The organism is Mogibacterium neglectum (assembly GCF_030644205.1).
GTDB classification, from domain to species: domain Bacteria; phylum Bacillota; class Clostridia; order Peptostreptococcales; family Anaerovoracaceae; genus Mogibacterium; species Mogibacterium neglectum.
This window is the reverse complement of the sequence record NZ_CP128647.1, coordinates 220,909-238,824: the sequence shown is the minus strand read 5'-3', so window position 1 is coordinate 238,824 and position 17,916 is coordinate 220,909. Positions and strand designations below refer to the sequence as shown.

The 17,916-nt window shown below is 41.0% G+C and carries 14 protein-coding genes; 1 reads left to right on the top strand and 13 read right to left on the bottom strand.

What is annotated here, in order from left to right; genetic code table 11:
* Nucleotides 1-14 precede the first annotated feature (14 nt).
* The 9 genes from QU661_RS01070 to QU661_RS01030 form a co-directional block, all read right to left on the bottom strand.
* Nucleotides 15-1,391 (bottom strand): ABC transporter permease, encoded by a 1,377-nt coding sequence (locus QU661_RS01070; RefSeq protein ID WP_304989930.1) that lies wholly within the window; start codon nt 1,389-1,391, stop codon nt 15-17.
* 10 nt (nt 1,392-1,401) lie between these two features.
* Entirely contained in the window at nt 1,402-2,046 is a 645-nt protein-coding gene (locus QU661_RS01065; protein WP_304989929.1) for an ABC transporter ATP-binding protein, read from the bottom strand.
* Nucleotides 2,047-2,054: 8 nt separating this feature from the next.
* Nucleotides 2,055-3,278 (bottom strand): ABC transporter permease, encoded by a 1,224-nt coding sequence (locus tag QU661_RS01060; RefSeq protein ID WP_304990447.1) that lies wholly within the window; start codon nt 3,276-3,278, stop codon nt 2,055-2,057.
* 329 nt (nt 3,279-3,607) lie between these two features.
* Nucleotides 3,608-5,323 carry a sortase gene (locus QU661_RS01055; RefSeq protein ID WP_304989928.1) on the bottom strand — a complete coding sequence of 572 codons (1,716 nt, stop codon included), beginning with the start codon at nt 5,321-5,323 and terminating at the stop codon, nt 3,608-3,610.
* A gap of 148 nt (nt 5,324-5,471) precedes the next feature.
* The gene (locus QU661_RS01050) at nt 5,472-6,062 is read right to left on the bottom strand and encodes an SMI1/KNR4 family protein (RefSeq protein WP_304989927.1); all 591 of its coding nucleotides are present in this window, start codon (nt 6,060-6,062) and stop codon (nt 5,472-5,474) included.
* A gap of 2 nt (nt 6,063-6,064) precedes the next feature.
* Entirely contained in the window at nt 6,065-7,138 is a 1,074-nt protein-coding gene (locus QU661_RS01045; RefSeq protein WP_304989926.1) for an ankyrin repeat domain-containing protein, read from the bottom strand.
* A gap of 270 nt (nt 7,139-7,408) precedes the next feature.
* Nucleotides 7,409-8,821, bottom strand: coding sequence for an SHIRT domain-containing protein (locus tag QU661_RS01040; RefSeq protein WP_304989925.1), 1,413 nt, complete (start codon nt 8,819-8,821; stop codon nt 7,409-7,411).
* Between the two features lie 196 nt (nt 8,822-9,017).
* The gene (locus QU661_RS01035) at nt 9,018-9,494 is read right to left on the bottom strand and encodes a pyridoxamine 5'-phosphate oxidase family protein (RefSeq protein ID WP_304989924.1); all 477 of its coding nucleotides are present in this window, start codon (nt 9,492-9,494) and stop codon (nt 9,018-9,020) included.
* Nucleotides 9,495-9,525: 31 nt separating this feature from the next.
* A complete protein-coding gene (locus QU661_RS01030) occupies nt 9,526-13,191 on the bottom strand; it encodes a UvrD-helicase domain-containing protein (protein ID WP_304989923.1) in 3,666 nt (1,221 codons plus the stop codon).
* Nucleotides 13,192-13,368: 177 nt separating this feature from the next.
* On the opposite strand from QU661_RS01030, the gene gpmI reads away from it, so the two are divergent.
* The gene (gene gpmI / locus QU661_RS01025) at nt 13,369-14,886 is read left to right on the top strand and encodes a 2,3-bisphosphoglycerate-independent phosphoglycerate mutase (RefSeq protein WP_330692452.1); all 1,518 of its coding nucleotides are present in this window, start codon (nt 13,369-13,371) and stop codon (nt 14,884-14,886) included.
* A gap of 196 nt (nt 14,887-15,082) precedes the next feature.
* Here the strand turns inward: gpmI and QU661_RS01020 are convergent, their stop codons facing one another.
* The 4 genes from QU661_RS01020 to QU661_RS01005 form a co-directional block, all read right to left on the bottom strand.
* Nucleotides 15,083-15,637, bottom strand: a complete 555-nt coding sequence (locus QU661_RS01020; protein WP_304989922.1) for a DUF2812 domain-containing protein — start codon at nt 15,635-15,637, stop codon at nt 15,083-15,085.
* The gene (locus QU661_RS01015; protein WP_094233732.1) at nt 15,630-15,953 is read right to left on the bottom strand and encodes a PadR family transcriptional regulator; all 324 of its coding nucleotides are present in this window, start codon (nt 15,951-15,953) and stop codon (nt 15,630-15,632) included. Before QU661_RS01015 ends, QU661_RS01020 begins: the two co-directional genes overlap by 8 nt.
* Nucleotides 15,954-16,219: 266 nt before the next feature.
* Nucleotides 16,220-16,792, bottom strand: coding sequence for a nitroreductase family protein (locus QU661_RS01010; RefSeq protein WP_304989921.1), 573 nt, complete (start codon nt 16,790-16,792; stop codon nt 16,220-16,222).
* Between the two features lie 251 nt (nt 16,793-17,043).
* A complete protein-coding gene (locus QU661_RS01005) occupies nt 17,044-17,904 on the bottom strand; it encodes a hypothetical protein (protein ID WP_304989920.1) in 861 nt (286 codons plus the stop codon).
* Between the last annotated feature and the right edge of the window lie 12 nt (nt 17,905-17,916).

Below are 17,916 nucleotides of genomic sequence, written 5' to 3'. Positions count from 1 at the left end.
TGACCCTCCAGTATTTATTTCACATCTATCAGCAACTCCTTAGGTCTCTTGCGAAGGATGCGATATGTGGATATGATTAGCGAAATTGCCAGTATCACCGTCATAAAGAGTACTACATAAATGAATGCCCTCGTATCTATGATAACATCTAAACTTGTCAGAGTCTTGTTAAATCCGTCAACTTCTGCTCCACCTCCGAGTCCCGATGAAGCGGATTCCTTGGCTATACCATCAGCAATCCCCCCCGTTACACCACGGAGAACCTTATTACCAATAACCTTGCCGAGCGCTCCAGCTGCAAAGAAGGATATAATATAGGCTGGAATAGCGACAAATATAAGTTCCGCTGCAAACTGTATCGCAATTTCTTTTTTGGTTCTGCCGATTGAAAGAAGCACGGCTACCTCTTTCTTCCTTGAGTTCATCCAGAGGAACAACAATAGTGAAACTACTATCCCTGCAAATATAATTCCGCCAACAAATAATTTGTTTGCAGATGAGTATATTCCCGAAATCGACTGTTGTAGTGCCGGATAGTTCGAAGTGCTCTTAACTAAAGAATATTTATTCCAATCGACATCAAGTCCTTTAATATTCTTAATGACCTTATCGAGGTTTTTATCTCCTTTTACAAAGAAGGTTGCGTCTTGGTACACCGCCGATTGCTCTGTGTTTCCATACAGCTTTGCGGCCGTGTCTATATCACTGATTATATTGTTCTCATACAGTTCAACAGCTGCACTTGCACCACCTTTATTGTGACCATCAAAAATTCCCTTTATTTCAACTTCTATGGTTTCGTCAGCCTGTTTCTCGTTATCGGCATCATATTTATTAGACTTAATCTTAATCTTATCACCGACTTTGAGATTATTCTTTTCAGCTAAATCTTTATGAATCAGCACCTTGTTCTTATCAGTCTTCTCCAGATGTTTTCCATCTACAAGTCTAAAGGCACCCGATACAAACTTTGTCTCTTTGGATGAGTCATTAACTCCCGTCACCATTACCGTGCTCTTAAACTTCTCTATTCGATCCTCATCCTCATTGCGATTTGTCGCTTCAGTTCTAATTATGTCACAGCCTACAAGATCAGCCACTGCCCCTATACGCTTGACATAGTCTTTTACATGTCCAGATTTAACGATCTTATTTATATCTTCATTACGGATATTTCCGCCACCTCTAGGGGTACCCGAATTAACTTGGCGGTTTATTTCCATAGTGAAACTATTAGTTATGTTTCCAAAAGTCTTAGCTGCTGCTCTATTAGTGGCATCCTTGATTGATAGACCAATCATACTGAGAGTTGCCATCGCTATGATAACAAGTAGTATAATTAGAGATTTCAGTCTCTTTCTTGTGACATATGCTAATGCATTTTTAATCATCGTCAACCTCCTAGCTCTGCTTTCTCGTCTCTTTGAGTTTCTTACCACTTAGCTCCATCACTACATCTGCCGCATTTGCAACCTCTTTACTGTGTGTAACAACTATTACACACTTGTTTCGTTCTTGAGCCAAAGTCTTGAGAATACCTATGATTTCACTTGCAGTAGAATCATCAAGGTTTCCAGTCGGCTCATCCGCAAGTATCACGGGAGCCTCAGACGCAAGAGCTCTTGCTATCGCAACTCTTTGCTGTTGACCTCCAGATAGTTTCATAACATTTCTCTTAATCTCACTGCTATTTAATCCTAGCTTCAGTAGTAGCTCATCAGAAGCATTTCTGTTTACGAGCCTAACATTCTCAAGCGGAGTTAGATAGTCTATTAAGTTATAATTTTGGAACACAAGAGAGATGTTATCCCTACGATGGTTGCTATAACCATGCAATGCTATGCTCTTACCATTGAAACAAATCTCTCCCGAGCTAGGCCTATCAAGTCCTGCCAAAAGGGATAAGAACGTTGATTTTCCCGCACCTGATTTACCGGTTATAGCGTAGAATTTGCCAGCTTCAAAGCTGCAATTAATCGATGACAACACCTTGTCTCTCGAGCCAATATAGCTGTATGATGCATTTTTAATTTCAATTATCTTCATGCTTTCTCCTAACTGATTTTAGATAGTATTTCCTTTGGACTACGTATTAGAATTGCTCCAGATGTTATAGCAACCGAAACGATTATTATTACTATGAGCAATGCATAACTCATTGCAAATGTCATGAGCTCGCTACTGATGCCCCCTTCACTTAACCCTCGCGCCAAAGCACCCGTCTCATCACTTCCTACAAATCCGCCTACAATGAACGATAGAGCGACCTTTCCGATTATATAAGAAGCTATCATAGCCGGTATTGATACAAATAATAGTTCCAGAATAAACTGTCCAACTATCGCTACCTTACTTACACCAATAGACAAAAGAATCCCAATTTCATAAATTCTCTCCCTTAACCACAGCACTAATATAAGCGAAAGTACAATTGTACCTCCTCCTAGAATTGCCATTGTCATGACTCTCATGATTTTTCTTATACCGGTAAGAGATTTTGCGGCCTCTTGAAAAGCTCCATTATTTTTAGTCGCTTCAAAGCTCGACCAATCAACGTCAAGTTTCTTTATTTTTTTCTCTACAGTTTCCAGCTTTTCAGGACTGCTTGCTGTAACAGTTACCTTGTTAACCACTCGATTACCGCCTTCATACCCTAATCCTTTTTGACTGGATTCATAATCAGCGAACATCGTGTTCTCACTTAAATCTGACGGTAAACCTGTATGCTGTTCCTGCATCTTACCTGAGAAAATCCCGACGATTTCGAGGGTTTGAGTTTCTCCATTTGATGAAGTGCTCCCATCTGTTTTTAGAAATTTTAGTTTTACTTTATCATGTAATTTAAGTTTGTTTCGATCTGCAAACTCTTTATGAACTAGGACTTTTCCCTTGTCTTTAGATGAGATATGTCTACCTTTTTCCAGGGTAAATACACCACTGCTGAATAGCAATTCTCGCTTTGTGCTTCCAGTCGTCCTTACAGCAGCTGCGTTACTTAAATCTCCTGATACGTCATCTCGTCTTACAGTCTGTTTACCTGATACAACATTACTCCCTTCAAGGCTAGCTACACCTTCGTACTCCGGCACAATATTACTAATCTCCTTGATTCGCTTCAATTCATCAAATTTGTTTAGTTCAAAAGTGCTTTGCTCAGCCTTTCGGACTATTGATAACGATGAATTAGAGGCCTTATATAATGTTCGCTCCATACTGTCGCTAGATACAATTATATTTAAACACACATGTATACATGCGAGAACCACAGTCAAAATCACGAAGATTATTAGTGCCCTGTACCTACGCCTGGTGACATAGGCTATTGCATTTTTTATCACTTTACATTCATCCTCCTTCTAGATTTCCTCATTGAGCATTTGTCCTAACAGGTCAAATATTACTGAAGATATATGAAATGTTTATGAAATGGATTGATATTTTTATTTCCATTACAAATTCAATACGAATCAACTATATTTATGTTTTAACCGCAGCGAATTATCAAACCACATAACTTTTAGGCATAAGGATAAATACGAAAAAGGCAAATGCAAAAATCTGCATTTGCCTTAAATTTACATGTCTTCAGTTTACCAAGATCTGTAAGCTACGCCCTGCGCTTAAGCTTCAGCGTAACACCTAGAGCAACGATTGTTCCAGCAAGTATACCTGCATAGAATGGAATGTTCTCTGTATCGCCTGTCTTAGGGCTCTTCTTGTGAACCTTAACTACCTTCTTAACTGTTGGCACCTTATAAACTGGATATACGTTTGTCACGCTCTTGGTGAGAGATGTGTTCACATCGAAAACCTCTCCTGTATCTGCATTTACCCAGTGCGAGAACACCTTTCCTGCTGGTGCAGCTGGTGCTTCAGGCATAGTTGCTCCAACTAGCCTTAGATTGTTGCCACGGATAGTTGTCAGAGTCTTGATGAGCTTAGCAGCATCATTGTCATCGAACGCTTCCTTTGTCTCCCAGAACTTCACATTTACTGCAGGAGCCCATACGTAAGCCGTTCCGCCATGATTTGCACCCACGCTATATGTGTATGCAGGATGTGCTGCGTTGTCTGGATCTGCCGCAATGTTTATACTCTTATTCGATAGCCCTCTGATATCAAAACGTGTAAGCGCCTCGCCAGCTGTATTTACAGGCTGTTTAGCTACCTGACTTCCTCCAGCTGTTGCTGTCAGAGCACCATCTACAACGTGATCACTATAGTCTTCGAGCACTGATCCGCCCATGATAATTGATCCGTTTGTTCCTCCTGTAAATACAGGTGTTGACCCATTATCCTCTGTTGTTCCGTTAAGAGTGACATGTGGCTTACCTTTAGTTACGAGAACGCTTCCGTCTAGAGCATACTTGTAACCATCTACTTTGAGAACGCTTGTGTCATTCACCGTAACCTTAGCTCTTCTGACACCGCTATTTGCAAGTCCGCCATTAGCCTTGATGATCAGCTTACCGCCGTTCTCTATATTGACAGTATCAGCCGTATTATTGCCTGCGTTAAGACCTCTACCTGCAGTTGTGGTGTTAATTTCAAAAGTAGCTCCATTGATATTGAGGTGTCCAGAGGTTGGAATTACCATTCCGTAGCCTCTAGCTGTTGCTCTGGTCTCGTTGATTGTAACCTTTGTGTTCACACCACTTACATTCATCTTGCCGTTCATATACAAGTCACCAAAGGTTCCGTTTCCGTTATTCTCAATCGTCATCTGTGCACCATCTGACACGTTGAAGGTAGCACCGTCAACCTCAATTCCACCCTCGTTCCCTGTATTTGCACAGTTCTTAACGACAAATGTTCCGCCCTTGATGTTTGTTGTATTTCCACCTAACAGAGCGTAGAATCCGAATCCTGGAGCGCCATCGATTGTAAAGTTTGTATGATCAAAATTGAACTTTGCCGATGAGTTGTTAGACCAGATACCGTAAGTATTTGGATTCTTGAGAAGGAAGGTGCCTGCTCCAGTAAATGTTGTATTGGAGTTAGCATATCCTCTAAAATCTCCACCAACAAGTGTTACGTTTGCGCCTGCATCCGCCTTGATAGTTACAGCTCTCCTGATGTGAATTGGTGCAGTCATATTGTAATTGTATGTTCCTGCTGGAAACTCAACTACATCGTATTTGTTGCCCGCAGCATCTGTGGTTGTTCCGTCGATGATAGCCGTTAGCTGAGCTGCTGTCTCGCCGCCTGTTACAGTGTACTTAGTAGTGGCATATGCCATGTTAGGTGGCATCATCATCATTAATGACAACAAGAATGCTAGGACAAGTGCTGCACTCCTGCCATAACGAATTGAAGCTTTCATAAGTCCTCCTCGCTTTTAAGATAGCTTAAAATTGTACAAAATTTAGTACATGAATTATACTGCTTCATCCGTCAAATTGCATTAAAAAAAGACAAAGAAATTGTTTTTTCTTTGTCTTTTTTTGCAATTACAAATTTATTTTATGCTCCTATGAGCATGTCTCATCATAGACCTCAGAAACGAGTTCCTCAAGGCTCGGTGCTACGTACACCACTTCGTCAGGATCGTGAATATAGCAAATTATCTGTCCAGCTTTTCCACAATCTCCAGGATTCATGTCTAGCATCAGGTAACAGCTATCACAATACTCCGCGAACGGAAACCATCTCTTGTTGAACAGATACGGCTTAATTCTGCTATCACTAAGGCGTTCAATATCTTGAGCTGAGAAGAAATCGGGATAGTCGGCAAGAAGCGCATCCTTGTTCTGAAAATACCCCTTGCAACTCGTTATCCGATCAAGGCTCATTAGACAAAACGGCATGTCTCGCTCATCTATTACACATGGTAATACACACATATATCCACTACCATTCTTAAATCTATAAAGCTCCTTAAAAGCCTTTGGCAGCTCAATATCGAAAGCGTCTTCAAATGCTTTAATTTCTTCCTCCTTCGCCCCTACCAAATCTTCGTAATCATCGATGTACTCTTCTTCGACTGGGTCATCCAAATCCCATTCTTTAAAGTTTTCGCAGACATACTTTACGATTTCCTTAGACTTATCAACTATATTCATCCTTATAGTTCTCCTTCCAAAACTCTCTGCAGCTGACCTTCCATATCATCTATAAAATCCTTGAATCCACATATATCAGTCAGATCCTCATGTTCAACATCGTAAACGGCAACCTTCTTGGTCTTAGGATTCCAGACCACGTATATATCGCCATAATCTCCAGTTGACCTAGATATCCTAAGCACTTTGCGCCTGCCTATCTTCATAGGAATCGTTTCGGTAAGCTCAAGAAAATCAATGTAACCGAAATCACAATTTGCAAGTTCGAAATGCAGATTATCACTTTGCAGCAAATCAATCATCGCCTTAGGAAGCTTGTACGCTTTCAGTTCGTCCAGCTTGTTATGAAGACTGTGCAACTCGGCTGGTTCCAGCCCCTTAAAGTACTCCGCCATCTCGTCGTCACCCTTCTCAAGAGCGATGCTGTACGGCCTCATGCCATCTTTTTCTGTAATAGTCACATCTGCACCGTGTTCTACGAGATATTTACACATCTCAAGATCAACGTATCTCGCTGCTACACAGAGTGGCGTTGGCTTGAACGGGTAAATAGAATCAGGCTTATTATAGTTTATATCGACGCCGTTTTTTATAAAGAACTCAACAATATTGTAATTTCTCTTGTCAAGGCAATTTCTGAACGCTGCCCCACCGTACTTCTTCACCGTATGACCAAGTTCATCGATCAGAGCTAAGTTATCTAGTCTATCTCCGAAAATTGCTTGTTCAAACGCCTCTGCTTCCACGGAGTTCACGACATTGACGTCAGCACCATGAGAAACCAGATATCTGATGATCTCCTCTCCGCAGTATCTAACCGCGATCAGAAAGCTTGGATTATCTTCATCGTTTAAATCCGCTCCATGTGTGGCCAGCCACTTAACAGTCTTGAACTCGTTCATCACAAGGGCGAGATTAATCGGTGTAAGTCTCGTGTACTTGCCGAGCATTATCTCCTCATCGATATCCCACCCTTTAGATATATGCTCTTCTAAAGCGTTTACATCACCATTTACTATGTCGCTAGCAATCTGCGGTATTGATTCGAATTTCCCGATGTCTTTAATCTGTATCATTGTTCCTCCTCAGTATGTTGTTTTTGCGTTTTCATTATTTATCTTTAGTTGATTGGTATTTAATCCGGAGTTTGATTCTTTAAGCAATTCAGTCGTTCCTGAAACTTTTGAATGCTGCTTATATACACTGATTAATACTAGCTAAATTATACAGAATAAAATAGCAAAACAAAACGAGGAAACCTATGTAATCCAATTTCTGATTGACCCTTGATTTCCTCGTTCATTTTATTTATGCTCTTATAAAATTAAGCTGCTCTGTTTAAAAGTTTATTCTTTCCAGCTACCTCTACGTTTTGCCACAACCGCCAGGATTACCGAAGTAGCGCCTAAGACTAATAGATATCCACCGATATTATTGCTATCTCCCGTCTTTGGTCCTCTTTTATTTCCAGGCTTCGTTATAGAAGGTTTCTTGTCAGATGTGAATTTCCATTTACCGTACACTGTTGTGTTTTTCATTACATTTAACGATGTAGTCTTACTAGCTTCCAGATTATCTTTGTCTGTCGACCAACCGGTAAACTCCCATACACCATGTACTCCGTTTTTCTTTCCAACAATTTTGCCGGGGGCTGCATTCAAGTTTACAACTTCTCCATGACCGATGCCTGTAACTGTACTTGGAGCAGTAAATCCTGCAGGAGAATCACCTAACACCTTATACTCTACACTATATGCATTAACATTTATAAGCATCGGTATAGTAATATCCAGTTTCGATACACCCTCCTTAAAGTTGACATTGAATTTCTGATCTCTTCCGCCCATTGAAGGAGTTCCCGAAATCTTTACAACCGTATTCTCCGCAGCTGCATCGTAACTTGCACTTCCTGCAACTAATCCTGTAGGAAGATTTCCTACAACATTAATTGAATCATAATGCATTTTCTTTGTAACTTTCGGACTGAAAGAACCAGGGTAATATGTATAAGAAAAGTCAGGGAAATTCAAAGATTCAGTATAAGCCATACCCTTTGTCGCATCTGCAAGGCGATTGCTCTTAATCTTAACCCCTACTATAGAGGATGTCTTCCCATAGAAGCTTGATGAGCTCGCAAGGTGCCCGAAATATGTATCGGTTATATATGTTATACCTTTACCCTTGTTAATCGCAGTACTATCTGTAAATGTACTGTTTGACACATTTGATACACCATAAGTTGTCAAATCATAATTGAATTTGCAATTTTCAAAAGTAATGTTAGCTCCTTGCTCAACCTCCACCGGTCCATCAAAGGTCTTATCTTTTACCGTCTCAGTACCACTATAGATGGTCTTAATCAATTTTCGATCATACAGCTTTGCAATTATGGCTGCATCCATCTTACCATTTTCGCCTTGATAAATAACCTTTCCATTTGCCTTGAAAGTATATATATAAGTATGCATACCTGTAAGTGCTCTTGAAGCCTCAACAGTGTAATATGAGGAACCGTCTTCCGAATGCCAAATTGTCTGCTTCGTTGTTCCATTGGTTCCCATAATCTTTTCATATACAGCGCTCCACCTGTCACCATCGGTAAATCCGTATGCAGAGCTTCCCGACTTCACCGTTACATCGTACGGTAGATACACATCCTGTGTTCTACTTGCCGCTGAAACTGTACTAATACCTACAAGAACCATACTGAGCACAAGAATTGCTACGAACAAGATTCTTCTTTTCTTGACATGCTCCATCTCTTTTTCCTTTCCTAATGCAAGCCGAGCTAAGCAATAAATTCATCTACCCTTTGGCTTATTTAACATAAAAATACACATAGGTTAGTTAAACTTAACTAACCTATGTGTATCATTCTATCACCATAATATTATCCGTTCAATAGTAATAAAGCTATTTATTAACCGGACACATGATTTTTTATTTGTACAAGCATTACTTCTCCTGTACCTCTTTACCCGTCATATGTTCTATTTCAATCTCATACATCTGCACAGCATGACCAGTTGCTTTTATCTCGCGGTGCACGAGTTCCTCGCTTGGATAATATTTGAGAGCGAAGTTTCTCAGCGCTTCAAACATCTCTTCTCTATTCTCAATTGGGCGGCATTTTCCGAACACAACTATGCTCTGTACGTACGGTGCCCATGCCTCTTCCTTAATCTGCTCGTTTCCATACACCGTAAAGCATACCTTGTCACATCGCTCCATGCATTCAACTTTATAGCCACCATGCAGACTGTGGAAGTAGATTCGACCTTTCTGCTCATCATAGAGATAGTTAACTGGGATCGCATATGGATAATCATCGTCGCCGTTCACCGCCAGTATCCCTCTTGGGGCCTCACTTAACAGTTTCTTTGCGCACTCTTCTGAAATAGCTTTTTTCTCATTTCTAAGTCTTCTGAACATCTTTTACCTCTCCTCTATACACAATTCATGACTACAACATTGATATAGTAATTGATTTATCTAACAAATACAGATACGCCTCTTTAACACTTAGTCCTATGCCTTCCTCAAGAGCACTCCTATACAGGTTGATCTGCTCCAAATATTCTTCCCTTATGCGCTCAATATCAGCCTCTCTATCCTTGTAGCTAAGCCTGTTGCTCTTATAGTCTAACAATACGAGCTCATCTCCATCTCTGAAGTAGCAATCGATTATACCCTGAACCAACACGCTTTTCCCATTGTGCTCTGTCCTTAAAGTAAAAGGCTTTTCTTTAGATAACAGTCCAGCTCGAGCAGCCGCACATGCGCGAAGACCAATTTCAGTCTCAAAGAACGCATATATCTTTCGAAGATCTAGAGCTTTAAACACTTGTTCAGATATTGCGTTATTGACGCGAAGGGTCTCAGCTCTTTCATCTATATATACCCTATCACACTCACCAGCTTCGTTTACCGCCTTCTTGAAATCCACAAACTCCATAATCCTGTGATATGCCGTTCCTATGCTTGCCGCATCGGCGCTCGCGAGCTTCAAGACTCGTGTATTTCTGTCTTCGATTTTACCCTTATAAGCCTCTTTATCCTTTGCTTCGTTGTTGATTTCGCTGACAGAGTATTTCGCTTTAGTATTAAGTTCATCCTTGTACGCATATTCATAATCTAGACGCCTCTTAACCTCTTCGTATTCCGGACTAAGCTCGATATCCATCGGAAGCTTATCGGTGGTCAAGAAATTATTTGCCCCACGCGGAAGCGATGGCATCTTAACTTCGTGCATATCGCTCGTTGTGTACTCATTGTATCTTCCAGAGTCACATAGCTTTCCCATAATCCTAAAGTAGCTATTTCTAGAACGAATGTCATCAAGCACAAAATCTTCCGTCTTCTCACAGCCAATAAGATACAGCTTTTCCCGAGCACGTGTCATCGCAACGTACAACACTCTAAGCTGCTCCTGATATTCATCCTCGCGAATCTTGTCGGTTATCTTCTTCTGCATCAGAGTTCTGCGCCAGTAGTGTTCATCTGGATTGACGTATGCCAAAGCGATTCCTAATTCATTATCGAACTGGAATCCCTTGATTCCAGAAGTGTAGCTTAATTGGTTTCCCATGCCAGCTACAATCACAAATGGAAACTCTAGTCCTTTGCTCTTGTGTATGGTCATTATCCTTACGACATCGTCTTCTTCGCTGACCATAGACGGCTGTCCCATCTCTACATTTTTAGTCCTTAGCACCTCAAGATAGCTGATATAGCTGCTGAGCGAGGCAATACTAGATATCCTAAAAGCTCCAGCCCTCTCAACTAGTGCTCTTAGATTCGCCTGTCTCTGTCTGCCGCCGTACATTGCGCCTGCGAACATATAATAATTGGAATCTTCTAGCAAATACCAAATATAATCATCCAGCTGCATCATCTTGCTGTGAGCTCGCCACTTCTCGATGGTCGAGAGAGCTGCGTTCACTCGAGACTTAAGCTTATCGTCACTGCCATTTGCACTGTATTCGAGGAGAGCGTCACAGTACGACTGCCTGCGGTACTGCACATCTCCCTCTGCTTCCTTTGTTTCCGTTATTTGCTTCTCCCTTGCAAAAGCTCTCACCTCAGCGAGCTGCTCTGGAGTAAACCCGAATACCTCCGATCTGAGCACTGAGATGAGCGGAATATCCTGATGCAGGTTATCCACGACTTTAAGCATTGTCATCGCAACAGCAACTTCAACCGTGTCAAAATATCCACCATCATCAGAGATGTGGGACGAGATACTCTTGCTCATCAGAGACTTGTAATACATATCTGATTTATTCTTGGTAGAACGGAGCAATATGGCTATATCTCTAGGTGTAGCTCTTCTAATCTTGCCACTTTTACTATCATAGAATTCTTTGCCGATTATTCCGCTGACAATATCTGCAACGTGTATCGCTTCAATCTCTGCTTTGGATAGAGCTTTGATTTCTTCAACAGACTCCTCTAAATCATTATCTATTGACCCTTCTATATCAACAATCTGTGAACCTTTAGATGTATGGCCTGTACCTGAACTTTCCCCTTCAGTAGAATCATCCACTTCCGTTAGTAGCAAATGTACTTCTGGTTTCAAGTTGTAGTCAGGATGTCCTGCAATACCCTGATATAACTTCTCGTCATCGCCATAGCCATCCATCAGGTCTTGGAATACATAGTTAATGTAGTCGATTGTTGCGCCGTTACTACGGAAGTTCTTATTGAGATTTATCTGAATTGCATGGTTATTGCTTTCATCTTTATATGTCCTTGATGTCTCCTCAAATATATGAGGTTCAGCCTGTCTGAACTTGTAGATGCTCTGCTTTACATCGCCAACTTTGAACACGTTATCTTCACGCGCTACACTGCCGATTAAAAATTCCTGTAATGTATTAACATCCTGATATTCGTCTATAAATATAAACTCAAAACGCTCACGAAGAACATCCCTCGCCTCTTTATGCTTCAAAATGTCCGCCGTGATATGCTCCATATCTCCGTAGTCAATTACACCTTGTTCTCTCTTCTTCGCATTATAAATCCGTTCAAATTCCTTGAGAAGCGCCAAATAATACATCGTATATTTGTAAGTCTCCGACTGCTCCTCGAACAGAGTCCTAATATCCGCAAAATTGTATTCCTTAAAGAAATCCTGGAAGTTATTCTTGTACGCATCTCTACGGGCTTTGCAGTCAGCTGAGACCGACTTGTACTCCTCTCTTTCACCTTTTCCCCCAGCGAAAGTGCCGAATACAGGATTTTGAAACACTCTGGCAACAACCTCTTCAGCTTCCCCTGCACTCTCACCGCTATCGCTAATATGTTTCATAGCATCTGCAAGAGTCTGAAAGGCGCCAATCTCGGAGTCAAGCTTCGCTGCCGTATTAAGCAAATTGAGTCCAGTTAGATATTCCTGCAATCCAAGAGCCTCGCGTAGAGCATCATCAACGACCTTCCTTGCTTCTTCCCACAGTTCCTTATATAAATCGCTATCTCTGTAATCACCGCTCTTTGGTATACGCAGCTTCTCCGCCATGCGCTCAGACCATTCAAAATATTCTGGCATACTCCTGAGATCCGCATACGCCTTGACGATTTCCTGCATTAGCGCCTTGTCATCTCGCTCCTTACTGTAGCGGTCGAGAAACTCGCGGAACGAACAGCCCTTTATGAAATCATCCTCTTCAAATCCCTGCTCAAATACCTCTTCGATGGCTTCCATCTTCATTATCTCAGCCTTGAGACTATCACATATCTTGAAGTTCGGCTCGAGGTCCGTTAAGTAGAAAAACTCCTTGATAACACGGTTACAGAAGCTATGCACCGTCGATATATACGACCTGTACATCTTGCCAAGCTGCTGCTTGAGTTTCTCTGCTCTCACGGGATCTGAATTCTTTGACGCCTTGATTACCTTGTTGATCGCCTTAGTCAGTTTGAGCCTCATCTCAGATGCCGCTGCATTGGTGAATGTCACGACAAGCATGCGGTCAACATCCGCCTTGCCCTGAACTATGATATTGATGATGCGCTCAACGAGTACCGCCGTCTTGCCAGAACCAGCTGCAGCTGATACGAGAATGCTTTTGTCGATAGTATCTATTGCTCTTTGCTGATCAGGCGTAAATCTGACGTCTGCCATCTTATGTTCTCCTTAAAATTATGATGCTACTATTATATGATGTTTATTATCACGTGAAAACCCCACGTAGTACCGAAAATGCGCATTTTTATCATGACTTTTGCCTCCTAATCATCACTGTATCTTCTAGAAATAACGACTGGTCTTGTGTATACTTGGACATATAGGAGGATAGCAATGATTAAACATAGACCAACAATGCTGATGATTCTCGACGGTTACGGAATCCGTGAGGAATCTCACGGTAATGCGATTGCTGCCGCTAAAAAACCCCATCTCAATGCACTTTTTGCAAAATACCCGTTCATCACACTGGAGGCGAGCGGTGAATTTGTCGGACTTCCTGATGGGCAGATCGGCAACTCAGAGGTTGGACACACGAATATAGGTGCTGGAAATGTGGTGCTTCAGGACCTTCCGCGCATCAATAGGTCAATTAGTACTGGCGAATTTTACAACAACAAGGTGCTGCTTGAAGCTATGGAAAATGCAGCTTCAGACCACACCCTTCACATAATGGGACTCTGTTCTGACGGAGGTGTGCATAGCAAGCTAGAGCACCTATACGCAGTTCTTGAGCTGGCAAAGCGTTCAAATATCAAGGATGTAGTGGTTCACTGCTTCCTCGATGGCCGCGACGTACCGCCTCGCAGTGCCATGACGTATCTAAGTGCTCTTGAGGCGAAGTTCGCCGAGCTTGGACTAGGGAGAATCGGAGTTATCTCTGGTCGTTTCTATGCCATGGATAGAGATAAGCGCTGGGAGCGGCTCGAGCTAGCATATAATTCGCTTACTCTTTCTGAAGGCATCAAGGCATCTTCAGCAGCCGAAGCGATTCAAATATCATACGACAAGGACGAGTCAGACGAATTTGTGCTCCCAACAATTGTAGATGATACGCCAATCAAAGACGGTGACTCGGTTATCTTTATCAACTATAGACCTGACCGTGCACGCGAGATAACTCGTGCGATTGTGGATCCTGATTTCGATGGATTTGCAAGGAAGAAAACTCTATCGAATCTCGTATACGTGTGTATGGCTGAATACGATGCATCTATGCCTAATGTAAAAGTCGCTTTCCCACCTGAACTCGTTGAACCAACTCTCGGTGGTGTGGTATCTGCCGCTGGTCTAACTCAACTTCGCATAGCCGAGACCGAGAAGTACGCACATGTGACATTCTTCTTTAACGGGGGCGTTGAAACCCCAGTCAAAGGCGAGGACCGCATCTTGGTTCCATCTCCGAAGATCGCAACTTATGACCTTCAGCCTGAGATGAGTGCACCTCTTCTGACTGAGAAGGTGTTGGAAGCAATTGACTCAGATAAATATGATCTCATCATACTTAACTTCGCAAACCCTGACATGGTGGGTCATACTGGCATTTTCGATGCAGCAGTAAGCGCTATAGAAACGCTCGACGGACTCGTACAGCAGATTGTAGACAAGGTTCTATCGAAGGATGGTCAGATTCTACTCACAGCCGATCACGGAAATGCCGACTACATGCTAGATGACAAGGACAATGTGGTTACGAAGCATTCGCTATCACCAGTTCCACTGTGCCATATCGCAAATGAACCAAAAGCCTTCAAGATACCTCACGGCAAGCTGGCAGACATCGCTCCAACTCTTCTGACGCTAATGGGCATCGTTGTTCCAAAGGATATGAAGGGAAAGGTGCTTGTTTAGCTATGATTTATACGGTTAATACTAATTTAACTTTAGTTTATCTCAGTAAAATCAATGCTATATACACCATTTATCCTAACAAGCATTAAGCGATTAATAATATATAAAAAGCATACAGTTTCAGATATATATCTTAACTGTATGCTTTTTAATACTTTTTATGTATGTTGTAAGCAACTATCAAGCTTTGACTTAACTACAGATTATTTCTAAGTTTTTTGAGCTTGGTCCAGCAATACACAATCAAGTAGATATCAATTAAGGCTAAGAATATGATTATAATACTTGCAATACCCCTAGGAGATTCAAGCCCAAATACTGTCTCCGTCATCATGCTTCTTAAAATCAAAAATAGAGCCGGAATCAATGCTACAAATATTGGAATCAGTCTCATCTTGATAATTCTGTCTATCATATTAAGTTTAGACTCGTCATCGGAAAATATTTCATTTTCTCCGTCAACATCCTCTACATTCACGGTTTTTTTGAAATAATTCCAACCTAAAAATGAACCTATATATTCCCAACCATAGTCCTCGTACATCTGCAAGTAATCGTCAGACACTCTGTTATTCTTGAACTCAAGTCTATATGAAACATCCTGAGGTTCACACTCTTTGAACGTAAAAAAACATGGCATACTTACCTTAACAAGTTTCCAGCCCTTCTTGTGCTGCTCTTCAAGCCACGTCTGTTCCTCATTAAAGTCCGCTATTGTGAAGAATCTAATCTTCGTTTGTCTTTTACTCATTATATTCACCCCCTATACTGTTAATATAAATCCTCTTGATACGTTTTATTTCTATAGCAAGAATTTCACTGCCTAGCCCTGTAATCTCATAAATCTTACGCTTCTCAACTTCACTCACGAATCGAATTAGCCCATCTTTTTCCATCTTAGAAAGTGTCCCATACATCGTTCCAGGACTGATATTGACTTCCCCTTTTGTCATATCTTTGACTGCTTGTCCGATGCCGTATCCGTGCTTCGGCTTCTGTAAACAGAAAAGTATGTAAAAGGCTGTCTCAGACATTGGGACGTATACCCTTTGTAATTTTGAATCCATTCACTCCTCCTATATCAGGTTTTGATATATCGCATCTCGATATATCAAGTATATCGTGGTTCGATATACTTGTCAACATTATTTTTTATTAAAATATAACTGCCATTAGTGTTGAATTTTCAAGAGCACTAACTCTTTTTACCAACTCGTTTTATCCATGAGCTTATTTTAATTCTCGTAATTTCTCTTATGTTTAGGCATAAAAAAAGAATCACAGAGCGATTCCCGTGGTTCCTTTTACTCTAATGGATTTATATTTAAGTTACCTATTCATATAACTTAACTCTTTCAGCTATATTCTCTTTATCCTTTGACGCTGGTTCTGTCACTATTCCACCAAACGGCATCTGTGCGACTAGCTTCCAGTTCTCTGGCAGTCCGAACATATCGTGCACAAAATCATCAATCACTGGATTATAGTGCTGAATATTTGCACCAACACCGAGTTCACGCAAAGCGCTCCAGATATTAATCTGAAGCATGCCATTTGCCTGATTTGCCCATACTGGGAAATTCTCAGCATATGCTGCAAACTTCTCTTGTAATCCACGCACTACATCTTCATCGTAGAAATACAGAATAGTCCCTGCCGCAGCCTTAAATCCATCGACCTTCTCTCTTGCAACTTTGCCGTCAAACACATCATAAATACCGTTCCACAACTCATCCTGTTTATCACCAAGAGCAACCACTACGCGTGCACTTTTCATGTTAAACGCATCAGGCACTAGCTCCGTCACTTCATTTATAAGTGCATGAATCTCATCCGTACTCACCGGCAGTTCTTTGTTAAGTTGGTAGTAGCTCCTTCTAAGCTTTAGCCCTTCGTAAATTTTCATCTATATCCTCCAAATATCTTTATATCTCCAATGAATTATGGCTACATTGTACTCGATAATCCTCGATAAACTGTGAAGGTTGGAGGAAAAAGATTTTGCAAAATATCAGATACTTACTATATTGCATTTTCAAATTTCCCCACACAAAAAGCCCGCGCTCACGCGCAGGCTTTCTCATTTAATTGTTTGGTTTTAGTCCATTTTTTTCATAATCTAGTTATGTCATGTACCATTAGCAGGTGGTTCTAAAATTAAGATTTCTTCACATTGCTCGCATCAAATCCGTAAGGTTTCTTGATTTTATTCACTTCATTGATATCGCGATAGAAAGCCTGGAAATTATCCTCGTTGTCTACTGTAACTCCAGAAGAAGCATCTTTTAACTTAGTGGTAATCTTAATCTTAGCTTCACATGGAGTTGGACCACCTTTTCCCTTTTTCATTACTAGATGAATCTCCAGCTTACATGATTGTATCGCAGATTTACCTTTTGTAAAGAAATTGCTCTTAGGTATGATTGCTCTCTGCATCTTACCAATTTGGTTGAGATTTTTAGTCACATCTCCCTTATAATCCAGGTAGAAGTAGTAGTCGTCCTCTGTCTGTTTAAACTTGTCTGCATAATGTTCATACACATCTAAGAACGACGTTTTGATACCTAACTCAGGACTACTTATTTCCTTTGATTTCTTCCATTCCCATGCATAGTTTTTAGATGATAACTTTGTTGCCGCATAAACTTCCTTTGGATTTGGGGAATATACCTTATAATCGATATTCAAGTAATCCGTGCTTCCAAACCTCAATAGGCTCTTTTCAGTCGTCTCAACATCATAAGATTGACTAGAACCACCCATATAATACTCACTGAAAATCTGTGGATCAAGCTGTATTTTACCTTGTCTAATACGAGTCTCTCCCTTGAAACCTTTAGTTGCTCCATTAGAAACAATATATCTTCTATAGACGATCGTCTCATACTCCAAGTTCTTTATCTCTTTAACTTTCTTAACAAATGTTTTCACATCACCACTGCTCTGGCCACAAGAGGATAGGGACAGAACCATAATCATGGCAAGTATTATCAAAACTATATTTCGTTTCTGTCTCATCTTATTGCCCCT